The sequence below is a fragment of the Ureibacillus manganicus DSM 26584 genome, from assembly GCF_000772945.1.
In the GTDB taxonomy this organism is placed as follows: domain Bacteria; phylum Bacillota; class Bacilli; order Bacillales_A; family Planococcaceae; genus Ureibacillus; species Ureibacillus manganicus.
In genome coordinates, this window is record NZ_JPVN01000009.1 from 83,903 (window position 1) to 106,304 (window position 22,402).

Consider the following 22,402-nt stretch of genomic DNA (forward strand, 5'->3'; position numbering starts at 1 on the left):
TTAAATTAACGCATATTTATACAAATATCTACAATAATATTACATTTTCGTCAACACGGTTTACATAAATTCTAATATCATGTATTGTTTTAATAACATTTGGAGATATATTTATTTTTGGTATTTCAAGTTATTTTGTATATTTATTTAAAAATAAAAAGCATTAACCCTAATAGATTAACGCCCGCGCAATTCTATAAAAAATTAAATTAGTCCAAAAAAGTTATTCATAATTAGTACAAATAATAATAACAACAACACTACAAAAAATCCTAATTGAATCAATGTAGAAATATAAACTTTTTTATTTTCTACGTATTTCCACTCCATAAATGCTTGTAATAAATCAACTATTACAATAAAGACAATCAATATATTCCACGTTTCTAAAAACCATAATGTCTCACTAGGCTCTCTATGGATATTCACAAATGTACCTATTACAATAAAGATAATAAATGTTATTCGAATTGCCCATTCAATTTTCTTATGTCGATCATTTACATGCTGATATGAAAAGAGGCTTTTCTTTTTAACACCTAACCACCTACTCACGACTTCGTTAATAATGATGATCAAAATTAAAAAACTAGCTATCGAAATAATCAGTACCAACAAAAAATTATTACCCATCCCATACATTCTATTCTCACCTCTTTTAAAGATTGAAAAATAGACACTACTCTTCCTTCCCAATTGAAAAACCATCAAATAACCGACCACCATAAGGTTTTAATACTTCATCAGCTAATTGAGTAATTGGATTCTTGTCACCTATTTTGTAGAAAGTATCAAACGCTTCAACAAAATCATTTGCAAACTCTTCATTATAATCCCTTAAAGTTCGATATACCCATTTAGAAGCACCAATCCACTTACGATTCGTTCTTAATACAAACTCACTAAGTATTTCAGCAAGAGTATTTGCAATAAATAGTTCCTCCGCTCGAATGGAACACCCTATAAAATCATTCAATACATCCGTAATAAAATAACGTTTTAACTGGATAGTTTCCTCTGACCATTCTTCTGGACCGCGCTTTAACAAATCACTTGCCTCATTTTTAATGATTTGAACAAATCCCTCATCTTTAAGAACAATTCCTTCTGAAATCATCCTTGGCAATGATGGCCGTGCTCTTTTTGCATCCATTTCAAAATATTGCTTATAACTAGTTAAGTTATGTACAAAGGCCTCTATAGCCCACCCATAGCATAGAAGTGATTCTCGATAGGATCCTTTTAGATTGTTATCAAAAATGACAATATCTAAATCAGACGTGTTTGTTGCTTCACCGCGCACAACACTTCCAGCTAATAATGCACCTTGACAATTTGGATAATGCTCCTTAGTAAATCGATGTGCCGCATCGATTGCTGACAATCTAAAGTTATTCAACTTCAGTCACTCCCCTATATTTATGAATTAAATATATTCCTTTTGAACTGATTCATCCAATAATTGTAATATATTATTTAATTTAACAATAGTAAGCTATAATACATATAGAAAATGTGCAGCTAAAATATTCAATTTTATTATATTTAGGGGGTTCTTATGGATATAAAAGGTGTGAAAATAACAAAGGAAATTTTAGATCATTGGATTCAAAAAGTTACTCCAATGTATGACCTGTTTTTCTTTACAGATGAGAACAAGTCGTTAATTGATCATTTTGACTCGAATATACTAGTAATGACCGCGAAGGATTTTTATCAAGATGATTACTTTAATGATTTTGATACATTTAATAGCTATCAATCCTGGCAAATAAGTAAAGAAGTAACTTACGTATGCATCGCACACCCAGAAAGTATCAGCAGATTAGAAACAAATGTTCGCAACAGAGTATTTCGTATTCAAAAAGAGGTTAATAGTGGACTAGTTTACAATTGGAATATTGTTTCTAATCATATTGAAGATATACAATCCCCTTTACAGAAGGAGTCTATTAACCAGTTACTCTCATTATATAGATTCGATTTTGAGACTAATCAATATCTTATCCTACAAAATTCATTATGGATCAAGTTAAATCTTGAATTGAAATACGCCTTTTTAAGCTACATTGCAACTAATTTTGTGCATGAAGTTGACTTAAACAGTGATCGAAAATTAAGTTTCATAAAAGAATATCCGCATATTGCGCCATTCTTTAATACATTCTCCGACAATAACGGTGCAAACTGCTTAGCTGCAACACTTGCAGCTTCAAGTGGAAGTAATTCAGATACAAAGTGGCTAATTACAAAATGGGTAAGCCAGTATAGTTTCTTATATAATTTAAAATCTAATGGTTATACTTTAAAATCCGAAACGCTCATTGAACTATCTCCTAAAGATGTTCTTGTCTGGAGAGATGGCAATGATAAAGTACTACATGCCACTTACTACTTAGGAGATGGCTATTTTTTCAATAAACATGGTCAGAGTTTTATTAATCCATGGCAAATTATCACATTGGACAATTTACTAGAAATTTGGGGAAAAGATCGAATTAATGTTTATAGACAAATGTATTAAATAGTAGATGATTTAATAAAACACGCTAGTATTGTTTCCTAGCGTGTTTTAGATTTAGTTTTCTTACATACATAAATCATTTCATAGCTATCATTCGTTAATGGAGTTTTGTTCCAATCACTATATAGATGTAGGATTTTAAAACCATTATTGAACAAAATTCTCTCCATTTCTTTCGGAAATACATATCTCAAACGTATGTTCGTTTTCGTCTCTTTAATAAGATCACCATTTAAATTTCTGTATTTCCTAATGGTAGTATAATGTTGGATTTGGTTTAATGAATCATAATTACTTAATGTAAAAACATCGACTGTAATTTGAGTATCATTATCAATGTAAGATCGCCAATATTCTTCTGTAGGTGGCTGTAGTAGTTCCTCCGCGCTTGGAAACCTTGTTCCAAATATAAATACCCCTTCATCATCTAGATGTTTATATACAGAGGAAATGAATCTATCTTGTGCTTCATTCGTTAAGAAATGTTGAAATGAATTACCTACTGAGTAAATGAGTTTACTTATTGTATTTATGTTCATATTTGTACAATCTTGTTCAATCCACTCAACTTGCAAAAGGTTATTAGATGATTTACTTTTTGCTTCCTCTAACATCCCTTTATGAATGTCTACGCCAATTAGCTTGTAACCTTCTTTGGCCAAAGGAATTGTTATTCTACCCGTACCACAGGCCACATCGATTATTGGTCCTCCCATTTTGGATGCCCATTCTAAAAGAAATGGTAACTCTGCCAGATATGATTCATTTTCTTTATCGTACAATATAGGATCGTTATATTCTTCTGAATTATCTAATACCATTAAGTATAGTCCCCCCTTTTCTTATATTCTATCAAATTATTTGGAGACAAATTGGCAATCATACTTTATTCTATTAAAGAATAGGAGGAATAATTAGTGGAACCTTTATTTCATGGAATTGTACTTGCTTTTGGGTTAATTCTACCTTTAGGAGTACAAAATGTTTTTATTTTCAACCAAGGAGCAACTCACAAAAAATTTTCTAACGCTCTACCGGCAGTAATAACAGCCGGAATCTGCGATACAATTCTAATTACGTTGGCCGTAGCAGGAGTTTCATTAATAATATTAAGTTTTGGATGGCTTCATACGTTTATGTATTTGTTAGGATTTCTCTTTTTACTATATATGGGGTGGCTTATGTGGAAAGAAACACCTGAAGTTAAAGATCAAAATTCTACCCCGTTTACCACAAAAAAACAAATTTTATTTGCAGCGTCTGTTTCCCTATTAAATCCACATGCCATCTTAGACACAATCGGAGTAATTGGAACGAGCTCTTTAGTCTACACAGATTATGAAAAATGGATTTTCACAATCGCATGTGTTGGAGTTTCTTGGATTTGGTTCTTTTCACTTGCTATTGCAGGGAAAAAGGTTGGTCAAATCGATAGAAATGGAAACTTATTAAAACGTATGAATCAAATTTCTGCAGTGATCATCTGGCTAATGGCGATTTATATGTTGTATCAGTTAATGCTATCTGTAGATTTAATATAATTAATATCAAATAGATACATAAAAATCGAGAAAAGTAGAAAACTGTGACATTTAATTCTTTTAACGCAAATGTCACAGTTTGCCATGGTTCTACTAAGCTCCTTCAGTTATCTGTCTCTTTCGGTATAAATCAAATACAATTCCACAAAAACCGATTGCTAAAATAAATATGCTATAGATATTTATTTTTCCTGAAAATATGTAAAAACAACCGATTCCTGCAACTATATAACTTAAAGAAAGTAAAAATTGCTTCAAAGTAGGTCACCCTCCTCAATATAATCCTACTATAAAAAAATAAAAAGAGCACAGTTTGTCTTTAACTGTACTCTCAAATATACTTTTCTATTTGCCCCCTAGGTAATACATAGAATACATATCATTTAAGGTAACATTTCCAAAACTAAAGTCGGTTTGGTTATTTTCTTTAAGGAATACAACTATTTCTGCTAATTGCTCTACATTAAAATCAGTTACATCAATTAATGATATTCCATTAGCTAATGACTGTATATTCGTTTCTGGAAATTCATTTAAAAACTTGTTATTCACTTCATCTGCCATTTCTCTTACCCGAACTGTTGTAATTTCATTTTTTCCAAAGCCACTAGACACATCTGACACGTTTATTAATTGGCCATGTTTAAACAGGAAAATTCGATCAGAAATCGATTCTAAGTTTTCAAGCAAATGTGATGCGACGATGATGATCTTACCTTCTTCTTTTTTCTTAAGTAGAATTTTAGAAATAATATCAACATTATTAGGATCTAACCCATTCATCACTTCGTCCATCAACATGATCGGTGTATTAGAAACAATCTGCATAGCAAAACAAAGTCGTTGTCTCATCCCTAATGAGTATGTCCCAGTTTTCTTCTTTACATAGGACTCCATATTTAGTGCATTAATTGTACTTTCTATTAAACTCGGATCACTATGCCACATAGAACAATAAATTCTTAAATGCTCTATACCTGAAAGATGATTATATAAATCACTCTGATCTGGCATCATAGATACAATCTGGTGAATTTTTACTTCGTTCTTTTTACTTGTATATTGTAAATTTTCATTCACAACAACAGTTCCTTTGCTTGGTTTAACATAGTTCATAATTACATTCATTAATGTTGACTTCCCTGTTCCGTTTGGGGCAACTAAACCGATTATTTCACCAGGATAGAATGTCTCATTAATATCTTTTAATATATTTCTACCAGAAAATTGAACATTAATATTTTTCAATTCAAGCATGTCAAATCCCCCTACTAAATTAATTTATATCTCTTAATCTTGCTAATAATAAATATGAACACTACTAATACAAGCGAACTTATTCCCATCACTATTAGACCATTATTTAGTATCAATTGTGAGGAACCATAAATATAGTTACGGTAACCAGAAAGTATTTGGCCAACTTGGACATAATTTGTTGGGTACAGCTCAACCTCGTGCCAATAACCGATTCCTCTTTTGAAATAGAAAACTTCGTTTGTTATAAATACTGCACCTACTACTAAATTGGCAAACTCATTTTTAATGACCATACTACTAAGCAAAATCAACGAGATTAAGAAGATAAAAATTAGAGCGATCAACATAAAATTTTCTAATAAATAATGTCCCATTGGAATATTTACAAAATCCCCTTTTAGGAAGATAGCTACATCTTCACCCAACGTGTAAATTGGAACCGGTAAGTTGAAATCACCGAAACCGTAATTTATACCTATGAAAATCAATCCTATTGATAGTGGTAAAACCATTCCAATACTACCGATTAATGCAACAAACCCTTTTACAACAACTTTTTTCCAATCTGAAATAGGAAAACCTTTTAAAATTGTTGGATTCAATCGATCTTTTAGTACAATATCAACTGTTAAAAAGATACAACCAATCATTAAAATAAGAGGTAAATACGATTCAAGTAATCTTTGCACTGTTTGCAAAGCAGTTCTTTCTTCAAACACATTTAACGATAACTCAGATTTACCTTCTGCATATCCTTTATAGCGACTTGCAGAATATAAATAACCGTAATAACCATCATCTTCAGCATATAAATTGCCATGGGAATAGTAGCCAGGGCTATATGAGAAAAAATCACTATTATACGTAAAATTATTCGAGTAAACATACCAGCCAGAAGTTGCCTCAGAATACTTAATATAATCACCTGTATTTAATGCATCTAGGCGATCCTTTTCTAGTCGGTTCCACTCAGGGTAAATAGCTAGTCCAAATCCAGCCATACCTGAAAAACGATCTGGATTATCCCTGAACTCTGACAGAAAGGCTTCCCTTACTAAGTATCTCGATTCGATTTCCCTAGCATCTACTCTTTCAATGGGTTTATAAGATGGTGCCATCTCAAAAGCATAGAAACATGCAAGGAAAAGTAAAATGACATAAACTGCTATATTCTTTTTATTTCTTATAAATTGTGTAAGTTCAAATTTAAAATATGCCCACATACACGATTCCTCCTAAACTCTTCTAAGTTTCCCTGTTGTTAAAAACAACTTGATGACTATCCCCATAAGCACGATACTAATTACAATCGATAGAAGCCCAAAAGTTATGTCTAATTCAACAGGATGGGGAAGATCAAGACTTTTCCCACTTAAAAGGTTTGCAAAATTCATATAGTTAAACGGATTAAACGGTAATAGGCTAATTATCCTTGGGTACAATATTGGGAACGCGTATAAGAATAATTGGACAAACAATGTTAAATACATATTCTTTAAAAGAACGTTTAAAATGATAGATAATAAAATGACAAATATGCCTATACAAAACATATACAAAAGACAGACACCTATATACTGAGCAATTGAATAGATTTCGTAATTCCCATCGAATACAGCAATCGGATAGGATGCATCTCCTAAACCTCTTAAATAAATTAATGGTAAACTACATAAAAATAACTCCAATATAAATACTACAATAATTAACATGGTAGATATCCCTTTTGCAGTTACATATTGATCAAAAGGAATAGGATACCCTTTAATTAATGAAGTATGTCTGAAATCATCAATCATAATTCCACTTGTAAATAATGCTAAGAAAACAAACCAAACAGATCCAAGTATTCCAAATAAGAAAATTAGAAATTGATAGAATGATAATGAATCTGTAAAAATAGGAAACTCTAATTCTTTCAAATGATCATAGAATAATGTCTCCAATACATTTTGTGTTTGAGTAGGTAAATAGACAGCCACTTCTTCATAACCATCTAGTTTGAACGCTTCATCTCTTAATTTCGCAAGGTCGATGGCAGTGTCTACAAACATATCTGGGCGATTCATGTTCGTTGCTGCTCTTTGTAGGGCAACTAACCTTTTTTGTTGGACTATATTTTGATAGATTTCACTACTACCGCCTTCTTTGGTTGCGTCCATGACTTGGAATTGACTAACGGCAGATTCTAGGTTTTGAAATTCACTCGTCTTTTTAATGACTAAATTTCCTACATCCTCATTCTCCATATAGATTGCCAATCCAAATACGAATAGAGCGACAAATAGAAATGCAAATATATTCTTTTTACTTGTTTTCTCAATAATAAAATTGGTTTTTAACAACTTCCACATAGTCAGCCTCCTGCTATCAAATTGAAAAAATACTAAAAATAGAGTTTGAATTTAAATGAATCTTCGAATGCCAACCTTGCTATGTAAAAACACAAAGTCCCAACCAAAACTTGGCAATAAATAAGTCGTATGTAATTGGAAAAAGTTACATAATTATTTAAATTTCAGACATTTATTTATTACTATTTTAGTATTTCTTCTATGAAACTCATGATATTTAACAACTTAAACAATTATAATATTGTCGGTGATGTATGGAAAGGTAAATGTCGCAAAAATTTGAAATTTCTGTTTTTTGTTTACAACTTTATTTTTCTTCTATAACAATTCACTCAACCTATGAAATGAGAAAATAGAAAGAGTTAATAACTTCCTTCCCCAATTTCCCACGCTTAAGAAAAAAACTAAAAAAATTTCAATACGACCCCCACAAAAAATTCTTCCATTCCGAATAATAAAGTGTCCAAGTAAAAATGGACAAAAAAATATAACCTGAGGTGACTTATTATGAAATTAAAGAAAACAACTGCTGCTCTTTTAGTAGCCGGATTAACAATTGCAGGATCTAGCTATGCGTGGGCAAACGAAACAGTATTCAATTCTGAAGATGAGCAAAAGGAAGCTTCAGCAGAAGTAACTACTGCATCTGAAATCGAGTCAGTAGTAACAATTGACTCTACTGAGAACGAATCTGATGAAACTACTTCAAATACAGAGTTAAATGAAGACACAACTAAAAATGAAGATATTTCTAAAGAAGAATCTACTGAAAATGAAAATAATGAAGTAGCTAAAGAGACTAATAATACAACAAACGAAGACGAAAAAAATGAGTCTTCAGAAAATGATTTCCCTGAAATCCCAGAGGGCTATACAGCAGGTAATCTTGTTGCACTGAAACAAGCCTACGAAAATGCTGGTAATGAAAATGCAAAAAACGCAATTTTAAAAAATGCTCATAAAGCAATTGCAAAATTTGAAGCTAAACATGGAACAAAAGAGGTTGAAACTAAGGCTGAAGTTGAAGTGAATTTAGAACTAATTGGGGTTAAAAAACCTGGTGAAACGATAATCCAACCAATCATTAATGAAAATGTAAAAGAACAAGAAACTGCAGTATCTACTAAAGAAACTACAGCAAAATCAGAAACTAAATTATCTACAAAAGAACAACAAAAAGCAGACAAAAAAGCTCATAAAGAACAACAGAAAGAAGAAAAGAAAGCTTCAAAAGAAAATAAAGGTAAAGAATAAAACTATTTAAACAATATAATAACTTTAAGTAACTTACTAAAATATCTATTTTACAAAATTAACTAACTAACATTAAATAATTATTTCAAGAAGGTTAAATCCCTTTTCATTTTCCACAATTCCATATACAATCAGAGGCATTGGAAATTTGAGAACGGAGGTTACAAAATGCTTTTGTCAATTATTCAAGGAATTTTTAAGTCAAAATTAAATATGACAGAACTTGCTATCAAGGCAAAAGCAGGCAATGAGGAGGTTATGAATGACCTCCTTTTTGCTAGTAAACCATTTATGAAAAAAACAGCATCATTCATTTGTAAAAGGCCCATTGATGAGCACGATGAAGAATTCAGTGTAACTATACTTGGGTTTCATGAAGCTGTCATGGCTTATGATCCGGAAGAAAGTGCTTCATTTCATACATTTGCCCATCTAATTATTAAAAGAAGATTAGTTGACTTTATTCGCAAAGAAGCTTCTAGAAAAGAGCAGCTATTGTCCTTTGATATTAACGAAGAAGATTCTTCTGAGCAACATTTTATGTTTAACGAAAAATCAATCAATACATATAAAGAAAAGCAACAAACAGCTTCAAGGAAAGAAGAAATTTTACTATATAGTGAAATGTTAGCTCAGTTCAATCTAACCTTTGAAGATTTAACAAAGTCTTCCCCAAAACATGTAGATGCGCGGAAAACTGCCTTTCAAATTGCACAAATTGTAGCGGAACACAAAAGTTTCTATGAATTTTTGTTAAAAAATAAAAAATTGCCTTTAAAAGAAATTGAATCTTTGGTACAGGTTTCTAGAAAAACACTAGAACGCCAACGGAAATATATCATCGCCGTCGTTTTGTTATTAAACAGTGACTTAAGCTTTATGAAAGATTATGTAAAAGGAGAAATCATATAATGAATACATATAAAGGTATCGTTTGTGAAATTAATAAAAACTATATGATTTTTTTAACGGCAGATGGTGAATTTCTACGTGGCATTCCAAAAGTAGCAAACCCACAAATCGGTGATGAAGTACTATTTCAATTACTAACTGCCACTCCCCTTCCTAAAAAGAAAATGAAGTCTTTCATAATTGGTCCAGCCTTAGCTGTAGCTGCATTTTTGATATTCTTTATTACGACCTTCTTCCCTACTACAAATAGTGCATATGCATATGTACAAGTTGGGACTGACCTTGAGCTTGGAATTGATGAGGAAGGTACTGTAATTTCTGTAAAACAGATCAATCCTAATGAAAGTTACGTACCTGAAGATTTAAAACTAGAGGGTGTATCTATAGATCTCGCATTAACTAAAGTCATAAATGAAGTCGTAACAAATCAAGAAGATATTCTAATTTCAACTAAATTCATTGATGAAACTCCATCGAAAACGAAGGACAAAATTATTAATGCTGTTAATGAAGTACAAAATAAGAAGAAAAATCTACAAAAATTACAACAAAACATAGAAAAAAATCCTAAAGGTAACCAAGAGTCAAATTCTAATAAACAAAACAAGATAAACGAACAAAATCAGAACAATCCAAATAATTCTAACAGGGATAAAAATAATTCATCAGAAAACAAAGATCAAACTAAACCGAACCAACTTCAAAACAATAACGGAAAACAAAACGGCAACAAACAGGAAAATAACAATAATAATAATAATAATAATCAGAATGCTGAAAATGGGAAAAATAACAACAATAACAATAATCAAAACGAAAACAATAACAATAAACAAAATCAAGGTAATAAAAACAACAATAGCGAAAGCAAAGTAAAGTCGAATAAAGAAAACGAAAATTAATAATGAAACAGGTGGCGATTGTCACCTGTTTTTATTAATATTCTTTATCACTTAGGCATATGTAACAATACCTTTACAAATTTACATCATATACTAATTAACCGATTTATTTTATAATAATAACATTATGTCAACTAATATGAGTTAATTGCTACTACTTAACCCTATCTTTCTTATAAATTCAATAGCTTTTCACTATAGTTTTTAAGTAAAAAGTATATAATAGTCATAAATGGAGGTATCAAATGTTAAAAATTAAAAATATCGAGTTTATAAAAGCGGTTTATGATGATTCCCTATCACATAATATATTTTCAATCGCGAATATACAATTTTCAAATTATCCTCCAATCAATGGTGCGCTATTATATTGGAAAAAAAATAATAATACTCAATCTGAGTACACTTCTGAAGGCGATTATAAATTTTATTATGATATGGCAAATGGTAAGTATTTTGCATCGGTTAAGTTCCCGAAAAACGTAAAATTAACTAGAGATCAAAAGCAAGAATTAGCTTTTATCTTGTTAGATGAAAGAGGTTCAATAGGTTCATATAGTTTAAAAACCCATAGGAATCGTAAAAATTCGTTTAACCCAAAAAAATCTTTAGAGAAACTAATTTTTCCTGAATCTTTTGATGTGAAATCAATACCTTCATATGTTGGGCCTATTATTGATGAAAAAGATATGAATCTATTAACAAAGACCAACCCAGATTACACGAAGAAATTCATTGAAGATTATTGTTATTTTAGATATCAATTAGTTCGACTACATCCTACTGACTTTGAAGACTATTTAGAATACGTCGACTTTTCTTATGTTTGCTATGCATGTGATCAATTGTCAGAGAAGTATTTAATCCACAATATCAATCAAGTAGACTTTTCAACTTTACAATATAATTATCCGGTTCTTTCAAGGTTATCTGCATCATTTAAAAATTACATGATACTTGAATTAAAACGTCAAAATGCTAAAATCAATCAACACTTTGAACACGAGATTGATACATTTATAGAAGATGAAACATACTTCAGTGAATATGGTTATATTGATTTGATGGATGAAGATGATGATATTGAAGAAGAAGAAATTGAATTTCAATTTTTCGAATTTGATCGAGGACAATATAAATGGTATGGTAGTGAGCATTTAGTCAAAGGGATCCCTTCCTTTAGAAGTCAAGTGTATGATGACTTAGGGTTTAAAAATCCAACCAACAAAGAAATGGATCATCTCATGAAATCCTATACTCTTGAACAAATAAACTTATTAAGTGCTGTTTTGGAGCCCCATTGGTTACATAGATTCCGTGAAATTATTGATTGGAAAGCGGCATGTTTATACAATCCATATTTAACAGATGATTTTCTATCTGCACATTTGAATTATGTACAATTTGAAGAGCTTGGTCAAAATCTTTGGTGCGAAGTTACAGAAGAATTCATAGAAAAATACATGAATCGATTTAATCATACTAAGCCTGTACCTTTAATTATTAGACATCTTACCGAAGAAATTTATTTAAATCATAAGGATACGTTAAAAGTAGATAGTGACCTTCTCTACCAATATTATCAATCTGTTGGAGATGAAGAATACGAAAAAATACAAAGTCTTTTAGAAGACTAAAAAGGGTTGCCCCTTAAGTGTAATTACATTACCTTAAGGGGCAACCCTTTTATTATCCAGCAATTTCTTCTAATTTTTTTGAAAAATCACTAGCTGTTAAAGGTTTACTAAATAGATATCCTTGTACATATTCACAGTTATGTTCTTTTAAAATTTCTAACTCAAGTTCACTTTCTACTCCTTCTGCTACAACAGCAAGATTGAGTGCATGGGCAAGTGTAATAATTGCTGCAACTAAAGCAATTCCCGATTTACCATCTTGCATATTTACTATGAAAGAACGGTCAATTTTTAATGCATCAACCGGAAATTCTTTTAAGTAACCAAGTGAACTATAGCCAGTTCCAAAATCATCTACTGCGATAGTTATACCAAGCTCTTTAATACTTTTCATTTTCTCTATAAGCTGTTTATTATAATCCATCATACTCATTTCAGTAATTTCAATTTCTAAATTAGTTGGATCGACTTTTGTTTCAGTAATGATACTTTGTAAACGGTTGATGAAATTCGCCTCTTGAAAATGTATCGGTGAAATATTAATGGCAACTTTTAAATTCACATTATATAGTTGTTTCCAACGATTTATTTGTAAGGAGGCATTTTTTAATACCCATTCTCCAATTTCACTAATTAAACCACAATCTTCAGCGAAAGGAATAAATTGATCTGGTGGAATAAATCCTAATTCAGGATCCTTCCATCTTAATAGAGCTTCCATTCCAACCATTTCATTAGTGCGTATATCTATTTTTGGCTGATAATATATTTCCAACCTGTCTTCTTTAATCGCTTGAAATAATTTCGACTCAAACATTAAACCTTTATCGTTTAAGCCTTTCATTTTTAATTGATAAATAGAGTATTGATTTCCTTTACTCTTCTTAGCACTATACAAAGCCATATCGGCACTTACTAACAATTCTTCAACTTCATTTCCGTGATCAGGAAATATACTAATTCCCATACTTACACTTGAGAAGAAATCATAATTAGAAAAGTGAAAAGGCTTCTTAAAAACACCAATTATATTTTCAGACATTTGTTCAATTTTGGAAGTGTCATTTAGTATATAGACGAACTCATCCCCATTTAATCGAAAGAATGATTTACCTTGCTCATCAATCGCTTTTAATCTATCTGCAACTTCCACTAAAAATAAATCACCTACGTTATGACCGAGCGAATCATTTACATGACGGAATCGATTCAGGTCTAAATAAAATAAAGCAAATTTTGAATCGTCTTTTTTACTTTGCTCTATTTTGCGTTTTAATGTTTGAGATAAGTTTCGTCGATTTGGTAATCCAGTTAAATCATCGTGGTTTGCGTAATGACTAATGATTGTAATATTTTTTTGCGCAGTAATATCGGTTCTAATAGATATATATTGGTATGGCTTCGCTTTTTCATTTAGAAAAGGAACAATCGATGTTTTAACCCAGTATATTGATCCGTCCTTTGCACGGTTGCAAATTTCCCCTTGCCAAATCTGCCCTGAACCGATAGTTTTCCACATCTCTTTAAAAAATGATTTTGGATGGTATCCAGAATTTAGTATCCGGTGATTTTGTCCAAGCAGTTCTTCCCGTGGATATTTTGAAATTTCACAAAAAAGATCATTTACTTCTGTTATATTTCCTTTTGCATCTGTTACAGCTAATATAGCTGATTTATCTAGTGCTGATTTAATATCTTTTAATTCTTCATATTTTAATTGTCGTTGTTTGGTTGAAACATCCTCTAAATTGATCAATTGAGAACCTCTCCATTCTAGAGTTGTGAGAAGCTTAGTTGGTTTGAAAGTTGTTTGTCTGTTAGTTATATTTGTAATCATATTATATTATTAGACACTAGTTTACAATATACGACACAAGATTGTGATTTAAAACAATAAAATTTTGGTAAATTTTATACTAAATTAACAAAAAACCTTACTAATCTATAACACATATTAGTAAGGTTTAATAAATTTCTATTGGATTTTAAGTTTAAGCTTCAGCTCGCTTATTATATGCGTCTAACTGTTGTTGAGAGAGATTTAGAATATAATAGTAATAATTTATTGGTTCAACACCAAATTCTTCACATTTAAATACGTAGTAGTCATAGCCATCTTTATAATTTGTCATTTAACTCATCCCCTAACGATTCTGTATTATAACAGTTTTAATTTTGTAAATTTAATATAGTACAGAGTTTAAGTGATGTCAATAGGACTTTTCTGAAAAATTAAAAAAAGATGCCACCCCAACAACGTTGAGATAGCATCTTATCAGATTAAATTAGTGACTTTACAACTTTTGAAATCGTAGCACCATCCGCTTTTCCTGAGAGAAGTGGTTTTGCAATTTTCATAGCATCACCCATATTCATACCTTTAATGACTCCAGCTTCAGTTAGGATCTGAACAATTTCATCTTCTGATAATTGTTTTGGTAAAAAGTTAGATAAAATCGATAGTTTAGTTTCTTCTTTTTCAATTAAATCCGTGCGGTTTGCTTGCTTTGCACCATCTAGTGATTGATTTGTTTGCTTTATTTCTCGATTTACAATTGCAAATTCTTCTTCTTGGGTTAATTCCGCGCCTTTTTCCTTTTCAGCATTATCAAGTGCTGCTTTTAATAAGGTTAAAACACCTTTTGCTAGAGTATCTTTATCTTTCATTGCTTGTTTTAGTTGATCAAAAACTTGTGTTTTTAACATTTTGTGTACTCCTTATAAAAGTAATCTATTTTTATCTATTCTTTCCAACAATCATTGTAAAGTTTCACTTTAATTCATGCAATATTAATGGTATATTCTTATACTCAATTAATTAGCACTAATGCTCAATACTTTAATTGTTTAAAAATTGTTTTAATTCATCCATTTTTTCTATCGCGTGTTTATACCCAAATTCATAATTTTTGCGCATGACATTGACGTCTTTTTCAAGGCTCTGTATTGCTTGCTCGGGTCTGAATACGAAAACTTTTCCTTGTTCTTCTAATTTTTCGATATAACGAATAGTTTCATTATAACGTATGACACGTCTTTTCATTGTTTCTACTAACTTTGGATATCGTGTACTTAACAATTTCATAGTAAATTTACTTTGACGGTCTGTATGTTTACGGTATCCTTTAGGTCTTGTTAGAATAAGTACGTGTTTCTCAAAGCCATCGGATTCTGCTTTATTAATGGGAATCGGTTCTGCTAGTCCACCATCAAAATAAGCTTCTTCTTCTAATTTTATTTCTGGAAACATTACCGGGATTGCACATGTTGCACGTAATAGTGTACAACTTCTATCCATTTCCAATGCATTTTTATATTCAACTTGACCTGTTTTTGCATTTGTTACCCCAAATTGAACAGATCCCTCATAAGACTTAAACTTTTCCCAATCAAATAAATTTAACTGGTTTGGAATTACGTCATATGCGAAATTTAAGCCAAATAAACTTCTTTCCTTAATGAAATTTCGAAAACCCATATAACGTTTATCGTGACGATAATCTGCTATTACCCTGAAGGTACGTTCTTTTTGTTCTGATATATAAGAACATGCACTAATTGCTCCAGCTGAAACTCCAAGAATATACGGCATCATAATTTCATGATCTAAAAATGCATCTAATATACCTGCAGTATAAACAGTGCGAAAGGATCCTCCTTCTAAGATTAAACTCGTATCTTTTACATTTAATAGTTGCATTTATATACCCTCATTCATTCATAATTGTAACTATAATATTACTATACTATTACCATTCTATGGGAAGTAAAGTTTTGATTGAGTCAAAATTAATGTATATAAAATAAATCAAAACAACAATTAGTGCTAATGAAAGTAATTTTTTTGTTAACTTCCATAAAATAATAATTCCTAATACTAATAATATAATTACAAGATAATCCATAAGTTTCTCCCCCAATTTTTTGCGATATTCCATTCCTTTATTATTATACAAATGACATATGTACTTATTCCAATATGATACTAGATTTGCATTTAAAGAGTTATATCTTATGTTAAAATTAAATATAAAATAGTTAGTTTTAAGGAGTGGAATCTATGAAAATAATCCCATCAAAGAAAATGTCCTTGTATAAACCCGCAATTTTTTCAGAACTTAAGGCATTCGCCAAAAAGCAACAGCAAGATAATGGAATAGAACTTGTTGATTTGAGCTTAGGTAGCCCTGATATTCCTCCACATGAAATGTTACGTGAACACATGGCAAAATTAAGCTTGCTACCTACATCATATGGCTATACATTGTCTGCATCCACTCAGTTTAAAGAAGCTGTAGCTAGATACTATAAAAGAGTAAATGGTGTTGATTTGGACCCACAAAGTGAAGTAATTCAAACGATTGGATCTCAAGAAGGTCTTGTGCATTTACCAGTTGCATTTTGTGATCCTGGAGATATTGTGCTAACAACAAATCCTTCATACGTTGCCTATGATGCAGGAATTAAACTAGCAGGTGCAACAAGCTATTACATACCACTTGATGAAGAAAGAGGCTTTGTTCCAAATTTAAATGCAATCCCCGAAACTATTGCAGAGAAAGCAAAGCTATTGATAATAAATATGCCTGGTAATCCAGTTCCTGCTTTACCATCGATTGAATACTTTACTGAAGTAGTAGAGTTCGCAAAAAAATATAATATTATCGTCTTACATGATGCAGCTTATTCAGAGTTCTACTTTACAGGTGACCGTCCTGTTTCATTCTTAGCAGCACCTGGAGCTAAAGAGGTCGGTTTAGAAATTAACTCGCTTTCCAAAAGCTTTAGTTTAGCAGGTGCTCGTGTTGCTTACATCGTTGGAAATGCAGAAATGATAAATATTATTGGCCAGCTAAAGTCAAATCTAGATTTTGGTATTTTTGACCCTATTCAAGCGACTGCTGCTCTTGCATTAGACAACGCAGAAGAAATAACAAAAAATCTACGTACTATTTTCGCAGAACGCCATCATGTACTTACAGAAGGTATAAAGGATCTTGGATGGGATGTTGTTCCGTCAGATGGGGGTATGTTTGTTTGGGCTAAATATCCATATAACATGGATAGTGTTTCATTTGCTTTTAAAGTCATTGAGCAAGTAGGTGTCGTCATGGTACCAGGAACAGAATTCGGGACTGAAGGTGAAGGTTACGTACGATTAGCATTAGTGCAACCAGTTGAACAACTCGAAAAGGCTTTAGTAAAATTAAAATCACTTTCCATATAATCCAAAAAAACTGGATGCGTCACGATGAGTGTGAACATCCAGTTTTTTTCATAATTTAAACTTCAAATTTTTTCGTCGGATCATTCTCAAACCGGTTATACCGTCTTTTTAGCAATCGGTACACATGTGTTACAACTACTTTTAAAATTGCATATCCTGGTATCCCAAGAATAACCCCCGCTACACCAAATAGCGACCCAGCTGTTAATAGCACAAATATTATTGTAATTGGGTGGATAGATAAGGATTTCCCCATAATATTAGGTGTTATCAGTTTTCCTTCGACTAGTTGTACAATCGTCCATACAATAACTAAATATACTAACATTAATGGAGAATTTACTAATGCAATGATTATTGCTGGGGTTATTGCAATTGCAGGACCTAAGTATGGAACCACACTTGTAATCATCGCTAAGAAGCCTAATACAAAGGCATAATCTAAACCAATAATGAGGAATCCAATCGTCATCATTGCGCCGATACAAATAGAAACTAATATTTGACCTTGAATATATGAACTAACTTGCTTGTCCACTTCTCTCATTACTTGGCTTACTTCATCTCTTGCGCGGGGTGGCAAAATCTTCAAAATAAATTTTGGTAGCCCTTCACCCTCATATAATAAATAAAATAATATAAACGGCACTGTTACAAGTGATAGTAAGATGCCTGTTAATGTGGAAAGGAATCCAGTAATGCCTGAAGCAACACTTTTTGCAACATTTGTAAAAGTTCCTTGGACTGTTGAAGCTACATTATGAGTAATATCCGTAATAACCTTGTCGTAATCAAAGTTATACTCTCTAAATAAATCATTGAAACTTGAATTATTTAAAAATGAAACGATATTTTGAGTAACTGCCATAAAGTAAATAGGAAATTCTTCTATTAAATTTTTAAATTGATCCCTTAAAAATGGATAAACGGCTACTACTAGTAAAGTAATTAGCCCTATGACAATTAAATATAGAATAAAAATTGCCCAAACTCTCGGTACCTTCCAATTTACTAATATACGTAAAAAAGGTCTTAATAAATAATAGGCGATCACTGCAAGAACACCGGGTAAAATGACTACTTGAAATAAAACTTGAAACGGGTAAAAGATGAAGGATATTTTATCATACACAAAAATTACGCATCCAAGCAATAATACGGCAATCAGTGTAAATAATAGATTCTTCCCGCCTAAAAAACCAATAAATTTAGTAGAAAAAAATAAAGATTTTTCTTTTGAAAGATCATTTCCACTCTCTTTTTCTTTTTCTCTTTCTCTTTCTCTTTCCAAAAAACCACCTCACAAAACAATTCAAATATAATTCTATTTTAGCACTTCAATCCATTTTGATTAAATATTTACTTACTATCTAAATTAATAAATTCATGTAAATGCTGTTTATTTATTTCTTTATCGATTACTATAACAGAACCTGCATGACTGTAATCTCTATAACTAAATGTTCCTTCAACAGGTATTGTCATCTTCTCGATTTCTACAGTTCCTTTCATGGCAACCGAGAGAACTGTATTAATTTCTTCAGATGTTGTCAAATCAGTGGCAATATATCCTTGTAAAGCACCTACCAACCTAGGTAACTTCAATATATTTTTGGGTGATAACATTTCATCTTTAATTGCATCTATTACTTTTTGTTGACGTTCAACTCGGCCAAAGTCTCCTGCTTCATCGTGTCTAAACCTTGCATAGCCTAATAGTTCTTTCCCATTAAGTTTATGTACCCCCTGTGTTAGAGACACGTCAATGAATGCAGACATATCTTTTTCTACGTCTATTTCAATTCCATCAGGTGCAATAATATCAATTAAAGATTCAAAACTTTTAAAATCAATGACAACATAATGATGAATTGGTATGTCAAACATTGTGGCCATCGTATCTTTTAAAAGCTGTACACCGCCTAGGAAATAAGCAGTATTTAACTTATAGGATTGGTAGCCTGGAATCTCAGCATAAATATCTCTCATGAAGGAGATTAGTTTTATTTCGTTGTTTGAATGATTTCTAGACAGCACCATCATTGTATCTGATCTTGATTTTTCCTCCCCACGACTATCTACCCCGATGATTAAATAGTTTGTAATATTATTTGTCGGTTCATCTGCAACAAAGTCTTGAACTGGTATTTTTGATTCTTCTGCAATATTTACTCCTGCCCTAAACTCAAAAATGATATATACGGCAAATAAAAGAAGAATGATAAATAATGAAAGAAGAATAATTCTACCCTTTTTTAACTTCTGTTTTTGATTTTTTCTAGAACTTCTTGTTTCATGAAGTTGATTTTCTTCCATAGGAACCCCCCATTATTCAAGTACAACTCTTATATCTTTTAGTTTTAAGTGATTTATACTATTATCTATTTATGAGATTTGTCTTTTATAACTCTCAAATTTAGGATGATACAAATCTAGTTGTTTTAATCATAGAGGAGGAAATATTTTGGAAAAAGCAACGTTTGCAGGTGGATGTTTTTGGTGTATGGTTAAACCATTTGTTGAATGGGACGGCATACATAAAGTGACTTCTGGCTACATGGGCGGTACTCTTAAAAATCCAACATATGAACAAGTAAAAACAGGTGAATCTGGTCATTTAGAAGTCGTTGAGATTGAATTTGACCCTTCAGTTTTCCCTTACGACAAATTATTAGAGATCTTCTGGATGCAAATTGACCCAACTGATGATGGGGGTCAATTCCACGACCGCGGAGAACAATACAAAACAGCTATATTTTACTATAATGAAGATCAAAAACTAATTGCAGAAAAATCTAAGAAAAACCTCGCAGAAAGTAATCGATTTAATAAACCTATTGTAACAGAAATTCTAAAAGCAAGTGAATTTTACCCTGCAGAAGATTATCATCAAGACTACTATAAAAAAGAGGCTGAACATTATCAAGAAGATCGTAAACGTTCAGGTCGGGATGAATTCATCCAAAATCACTGGGAGTAAAATAATAAGCGACCATTGAAATATCCCAATGGTCGCTTTTTCATAGTGATTCATATAGTTTTATTTCTTAACGCTCCATGATATAATAGTAATTATGTGTATATAAAGGATTCCCCATTATTTGGGGATTTTTATGCTATGAATATAATTTATTTTAAGGAGGTACTTACATGATACAAGTAAGTAATGTAGGTCTTCGATATGGTGATCGTAAACTATTTGAAGATGTTAATATTAAATTTACACCTGGTAACTGTTATGGCCTAATTGGTGCTAATGGAGCAGGTAAATCAACTTTTTTAAAAATTTTATCTGGAGAAATTGAACCTCAAGAAGGTCACGTTTCAATGGGTAAAGATGAACGTTTATCCGTTCTTAAACAAAATCATTTCGAGTACGATGAATTTAATGTACTAGATACTGTTGTAATGGGTAACAAACGCCTTTGGGAAGTAAAAGCTGAAAAAGACGCAATTTATGCGAAAGAAGATTTTTCTGATGAAGATGGTATGCGTGCTGCAGAATTAGAAGGTGAATTTGCGGACTTAAACGGTTGGGAAGCAGATTCAGAAGCTGCAACATTACTTAACGGTTTAGGTATTGGTGACGAGCTTCACTACATGAAGATGGCTGAACTAGAAGGATCAGATAAAGTCAAAGTCCTACTTGCTCAAGCTCTTTTTGGAAAACCAGATGTTCTACTACTAGATGAGCCTACCAACCACTTAGATTTAAAAGCAATCAAATGGTTAGAAGAATTTTTAATTAACTTTGAAAATACAGTAATTGTCGTATCCCATGACCGTCACTTCTTAAACAAAGTATGTACTCATATTGCGGATTTAGACTTTTCTAAAATTCAAATTTATGTTGGTAACTATGATTTCTGGTATGAGTCTAGCCAATTAGCACTGAAAATGGCTCAAGACCAAAATAAGAAAAAAGAAGAAAAGATTAAAGAATTACAAGCTTTCGTTGCACGTTTCTCTGCGAATGCATCTAAATCTAGTCAAGCAACTTCTCGTAAAAAAATGTTAGATAAAATCGAATTAGAAGATATCAAACCTTCTAGCCGTAAATATCCTTTCATTAATTTCCAAATTGGTCGCGAAATTGGAAACGACGTATTAACTGTTGATGGTTTAACAGCTACTCAAGAAGGTGAAGTACTATTTAAAGATGTTCGCTTTATGGTGAATAAAGAAGATAAAATTGTATTACTTGGTAGCCCAATTGCTAAAACTGCTTTAATGGATATCTTAATGGATCAACGTAAAGCTGATAGCGGTACATTTAAATGGGGTGTTACTACATCACAAAGCTATTTCGAAAATGATCATGATAAATACTTTACTGGTAGTGAAAAATCTTTAGTTGAATGGCTACGCCAATATTCACCAGAAGATGAAACAGAGAGCTTTTTACGTGGGTTCTTAGGAAGAATGTTGTTCTCTGGTGAAGAAGTTAAGAAATCCCCTTCCGTTCTATCAGGAGGAGAAAAAGTTCGTTGTATGCTATCTAAAATGATGTTATCAAACTCAAATGTATTATTATTAGATGAACCAACAAACCATTTAGACTTAGAATCGATTCAAGCATTAAACGAAGGTTTAATTCGTTTTAAAGGTGCAATGATTTTCACATCTCATGACCATCAATTCATCCAAACAATTGCAAACCGTGTGATTGAAATTCAAGAAGACGGTTCAATTCTAGATAAACAATTAACATATGATGAATTTTTAGAATGGAAAGAAGCACAAGGAATTAAATAAATTTTAAATACTAAACGGTAGGTTTCAACTTAGAAC

At 31.5% G+C, this 22,402-nt stretch carries 22 protein-coding genes; 9 read left to right on the top strand and 13 right to left on the bottom strand.

The features are described 5' to 3' along the window. Window positions 1-204 precede the first annotated feature (204 nt). Window positions 205-633 carry a DUF4181 domain-containing protein gene (locus CD29_RS08880; protein ID WP_052124095.1) on the bottom strand — a complete coding sequence of 143 codons (429 nt, stop codon included), beginning with the start codon at window positions 631-633 and terminating at the stop codon, window positions 205-207. A gap of 46 nt (window positions 634-679) precedes the next feature. After that, entirely contained in the window at window positions 680-1,399 is a 720-nt protein-coding gene (locus tag CD29_RS08885; RefSeq protein WP_235801808.1) for a nucleotidyltransferase domain-containing protein, read from the bottom strand. A 159-nt stretch (window positions 1,400-1,558) separates the two neighbouring features. On the opposite strand from CD29_RS08885, the gene CD29_RS08890 reads away from it, so the two are divergent. Further along, window positions 1,559-2,524 (top strand): hypothetical protein, encoded by a 966-nt coding sequence (locus CD29_RS08890; RefSeq protein ID WP_036185553.1) that lies wholly within the window; start codon window positions 1,559-1,561, stop codon window positions 2,522-2,524. 38 nt (window positions 2,525-2,562) lie between these two features. Here the strand turns inward: CD29_RS08890 and CD29_RS08895 are convergent, their stop codons facing one another. Beyond that, window positions 2,563-3,345 carry a class I SAM-dependent methyltransferase gene (locus tag CD29_RS08895; RefSeq protein WP_036185555.1) on the bottom strand — a complete coding sequence of 261 codons (783 nt, stop codon included), beginning with the start codon at window positions 3,343-3,345 and terminating at the stop codon, window positions 2,563-2,565. Window positions 3,346-3,441: 96 nt separating this feature from the next. Here CD29_RS08895 and CD29_RS08900 point away from each other — a divergent pair, with 96 nt between their 5' ends. Next, complete coding sequence (locus tag CD29_RS08900) at window positions 3,442-4,065, top strand: LysE/ArgO family amino acid transporter (protein WP_036185557.1); 624 nt, start codon at window positions 3,442-3,444, stop codon at window positions 4,063-4,065. A 93-nt stretch (window positions 4,066-4,158) separates the two neighbouring features. Here the strand turns inward: CD29_RS08900 and CD29_RS20235 are convergent, their stop codons facing one another. From CD29_RS20235 to CD29_RS08915, 4 genes are all read right to left on the bottom strand, one after another. Beyond that, on the bottom strand, window positions 4,159-4,323 hold the full coding sequence (locus CD29_RS20235; RefSeq protein WP_156111884.1) for a hypothetical protein: 165 nt from the start codon (window positions 4,321-4,323) through the stop codon (window positions 4,159-4,161). A gap of 87 nt (window positions 4,324-4,410) precedes the next feature. Further along, window positions 4,411-5,322, bottom strand: a complete 912-nt coding sequence (locus CD29_RS08905; RefSeq protein ID WP_036185559.1) for an ABC transporter ATP-binding protein — start codon at window positions 5,320-5,322, stop codon at window positions 4,411-4,413. A gap of 14 nt (window positions 5,323-5,336) precedes the next feature. Further along, window positions 5,337-6,548 (bottom strand): hypothetical protein, encoded by a 1,212-nt coding sequence (locus tag CD29_RS08910; RefSeq protein ID WP_036185561.1) that lies wholly within the window; start codon window positions 6,546-6,548, stop codon window positions 5,337-5,339. Between the two features lie 12 nt (window positions 6,549-6,560). Continuing rightward, a complete protein-coding gene (locus tag CD29_RS08915) occupies window positions 6,561-7,679 on the bottom strand; it encodes an ABC transporter permease (protein ID WP_036185563.1) in 1,119 nt (372 codons plus the stop codon). 507 nt (window positions 7,680-8,186) lie between these two features. On the opposite strand from CD29_RS08915, the gene CD29_RS08920 reads away from it, so the two are divergent. From CD29_RS08920 to CD29_RS08935, 4 genes are all read left to right on the top strand, one after another. Beyond that, a complete protein-coding gene (locus tag CD29_RS08920) occupies window positions 8,187-8,933 on the top strand; it encodes a hypothetical protein (RefSeq protein WP_036185566.1) in 747 nt (248 codons plus the stop codon). A 168-nt stretch (window positions 8,934-9,101) separates the two neighbouring features. Further along, entirely contained in the window at window positions 9,102-9,845 is a 744-nt protein-coding gene (gene sigI / locus CD29_RS08925; RefSeq protein WP_036185568.1) for an RNA polymerase sigma-I factor, read from the top strand. Further along, window positions 9,845-10,747, top strand: a complete 903-nt coding sequence (locus CD29_RS19665; protein WP_052124084.1) for an anti-sigma factor domain-containing protein — start codon at window positions 9,845-9,847, stop codon at window positions 10,745-10,747. Before sigI ends, CD29_RS19665 begins: the two co-directional genes overlap by 1 nt. A 245-nt stretch (window positions 10,748-10,992) precedes the next feature. Beyond that, entirely contained in the window at window positions 10,993-12,384 is a 1,392-nt protein-coding gene (locus CD29_RS08935) for a hypothetical protein (RefSeq protein WP_036185571.1), read from the top strand. A 52-nt stretch (window positions 12,385-12,436) separates the two neighbouring features. Here CD29_RS08935 and CD29_RS08940 read toward each other — a convergent pair whose 3' ends face one another. The 4 genes from CD29_RS08940 to CD29_RS08955 form a co-directional block, all read right to left on the bottom strand. Continuing rightward, window positions 12,437-14,140 (bottom strand): sensor domain-containing protein, encoded by a 1,704-nt coding sequence (locus tag CD29_RS08940; protein WP_036185574.1) that lies wholly within the window; start codon window positions 14,138-14,140, stop codon window positions 12,437-12,439. A 235-nt stretch (window positions 14,141-14,375) separates the two neighbouring features. Then, window positions 14,376-14,516 (bottom strand): hypothetical protein, encoded by a 141-nt coding sequence (locus CD29_RS08945; protein WP_036185577.1) that lies wholly within the window; start codon window positions 14,514-14,516, stop codon window positions 14,376-14,378. Between the two features lie 148 nt (window positions 14,517-14,664). Then, complete coding sequence (locus CD29_RS08950) at window positions 14,665-15,090, bottom strand: GatB/YqeY domain-containing protein (RefSeq protein ID WP_036185579.1); 426 nt, start codon at window positions 15,088-15,090, stop codon at window positions 14,665-14,667. 133 nt (window positions 15,091-15,223) lie between these two features. Beyond that, the gene (locus CD29_RS08955) at window positions 15,224-16,084 is read right to left on the bottom strand and encodes a patatin-like phospholipase family protein (protein WP_036185581.1); all 861 of its coding nucleotides are present in this window, start codon (window positions 16,082-16,084) and stop codon (window positions 15,224-15,226) included. Between the two features lie 360 nt (window positions 16,085-16,444). Between CD29_RS08955 and CD29_RS08960 the strand changes: the two genes are divergently transcribed. After that, window positions 16,445-17,611 carry an aminotransferase class I/II-fold pyridoxal phosphate-dependent enzyme gene (locus CD29_RS08960; protein WP_036185583.1) on the top strand — a complete coding sequence of 389 codons (1,167 nt, stop codon included), beginning with the start codon at window positions 16,445-16,447 and terminating at the stop codon, window positions 17,609-17,611. 55 nt (window positions 17,612-17,666) lie between these two features. Here the strand turns inward: CD29_RS08960 and CD29_RS08965 are convergent, their stop codons facing one another. Then, window positions 17,667-18,902, bottom strand: coding sequence for an AI-2E family transporter (locus CD29_RS08965; RefSeq protein WP_036185585.1), 1,236 nt, complete (start codon window positions 18,900-18,902; stop codon window positions 17,667-17,669). A gap of 68 nt (window positions 18,903-18,970) precedes the next feature. Next, window positions 18,971-19,927: an LCP family protein gene (locus tag CD29_RS08970; RefSeq protein WP_036185587.1), complete on the bottom strand. Its 957-nt coding sequence runs from the start codon at window positions 19,925-19,927 to the stop codon at window positions 18,971-18,973. 148 nt (window positions 19,928-20,075) lie between these two features. Between CD29_RS08970 and msrA the strand changes: the two genes are divergently transcribed. Both msrA and CD29_RS08980 read left to right on the top strand, forming a co-directional pair. Then, window positions 20,076-20,591, top strand: coding sequence for a peptide-methionine (S)-S-oxide reductase MsrA (msrA, locus tag CD29_RS08975; RefSeq protein WP_036185590.1), 516 nt, complete (start codon window positions 20,076-20,078; stop codon window positions 20,589-20,591). Between the two features lie 170 nt (window positions 20,592-20,761). Then, window positions 20,762-22,366, top strand: a complete 1,605-nt coding sequence (locus CD29_RS08980) for an ABC-F family ATP-binding cassette domain-containing protein (protein WP_036185593.1) — start codon at window positions 20,762-20,764, stop codon at window positions 22,364-22,366. Window positions 22,367-22,402 lie beyond the last annotated feature (36 nt).

What these genes read in the sequence shown, in the direction of transcription:
- CD29_RS08880 (WP_052124095.1), bottom strand. Translation starts at nt 633, where the DNA reads ATGGGTAATAATTTTTTGTTGGTACTGATTATTTCGATAGCTAGTTTT.
- CD29_RS08970 (WP_036185587.1), bottom strand. Translation starts at nt 19,927, where the DNA reads ATGGAAGAAAATCAACTTCATGAAACAAGAAGTTCTAGAAAAAATCAA.
- CD29_RS08955 (WP_036185581.1), bottom strand. Translation starts at nt 16,084, where the DNA reads ATGCAACTATTAAATGTAAAAGATACGAGTTTAATCTTAGAAGGAGGA.
- CD29_RS08910 (WP_036185561.1), bottom strand. Translation starts at nt 6,548, where the DNA reads ATGTGGGCATATTTTAAATTTGAACTTACACAATTTATAAGAAATAAA.
- CD29_RS08935 (WP_036185571.1), top strand. Translation starts at nt 10,993, where the DNA reads ATGTTAAAAATTAAAAATATCGAGTTTATAAAAGCGGTTTATGATGAT.
- CD29_RS08920 (WP_036185566.1), top strand. Translation starts at nt 8,187, where the DNA reads ATGAAATTAAAGAAAACAACTGCTGCTCTTTTAGTAGCCGGATTAACA.
- CD29_RS08945 (WP_036185577.1), bottom strand. Translation starts at nt 14,516, where the DNA reads ATGACAAATTATAAAGATGGCTATGACTACTACGTATTTAAATGTGAA.
- CD29_RS08960 (WP_036185583.1), top strand. Translation starts at nt 16,445, where the DNA reads ATGAAAATAATCCCATCAAAGAAAATGTCCTTGTATAAACCCGCAATT.
- CD29_RS08915 (WP_036185563.1), bottom strand. Translation starts at nt 7,679, where the DNA reads ATGTGGAAGTTGTTAAAAACCAATTTTATTATTGAGAAAACAAGTAAA.
- CD29_RS08890 (WP_036185553.1), top strand. Translation starts at nt 1,559, where the DNA reads ATGGATATAAAAGGTGTGAAAATAACAAAGGAAATTTTAGATCATTGG.
- CD29_RS08980 (WP_036185593.1), top strand. Translation starts at nt 20,762, where the DNA reads ATGATACAAGTAAGTAATGTAGGTCTTCGATATGGTGATCGTAAACTA.
- CD29_RS08950 (WP_036185579.1), bottom strand. Translation starts at nt 15,090, where the DNA reads ATGTTAAAAACACAAGTTTTTGATCAACTAAAACAAGCAATGAAAGAT.
- CD29_RS08895 (WP_036185555.1), bottom strand. Translation starts at nt 3,345, where the DNA reads ATGGTATTAGATAATTCAGAAGAATATAACGATCCTATATTGTACGAT.
- CD29_RS08905 (WP_036185559.1), bottom strand. Translation starts at nt 5,322, where the DNA reads ATGCTTGAATTGAAAAATATTAATGTTCAATTTTCTGGTAGAAATATA.
- sigI (WP_036185568.1), top strand. Translation starts at nt 9,102, where the DNA reads ATGCTTTTGTCAATTATTCAAGGAATTTTTAAGTCAAAATTAAATATG.
- CD29_RS19665 (WP_052124084.1), top strand. Translation starts at nt 9,845, where the DNA reads ATGAATACATATAAAGGTATCGTTTGTGAAATTAATAAAAACTATATG.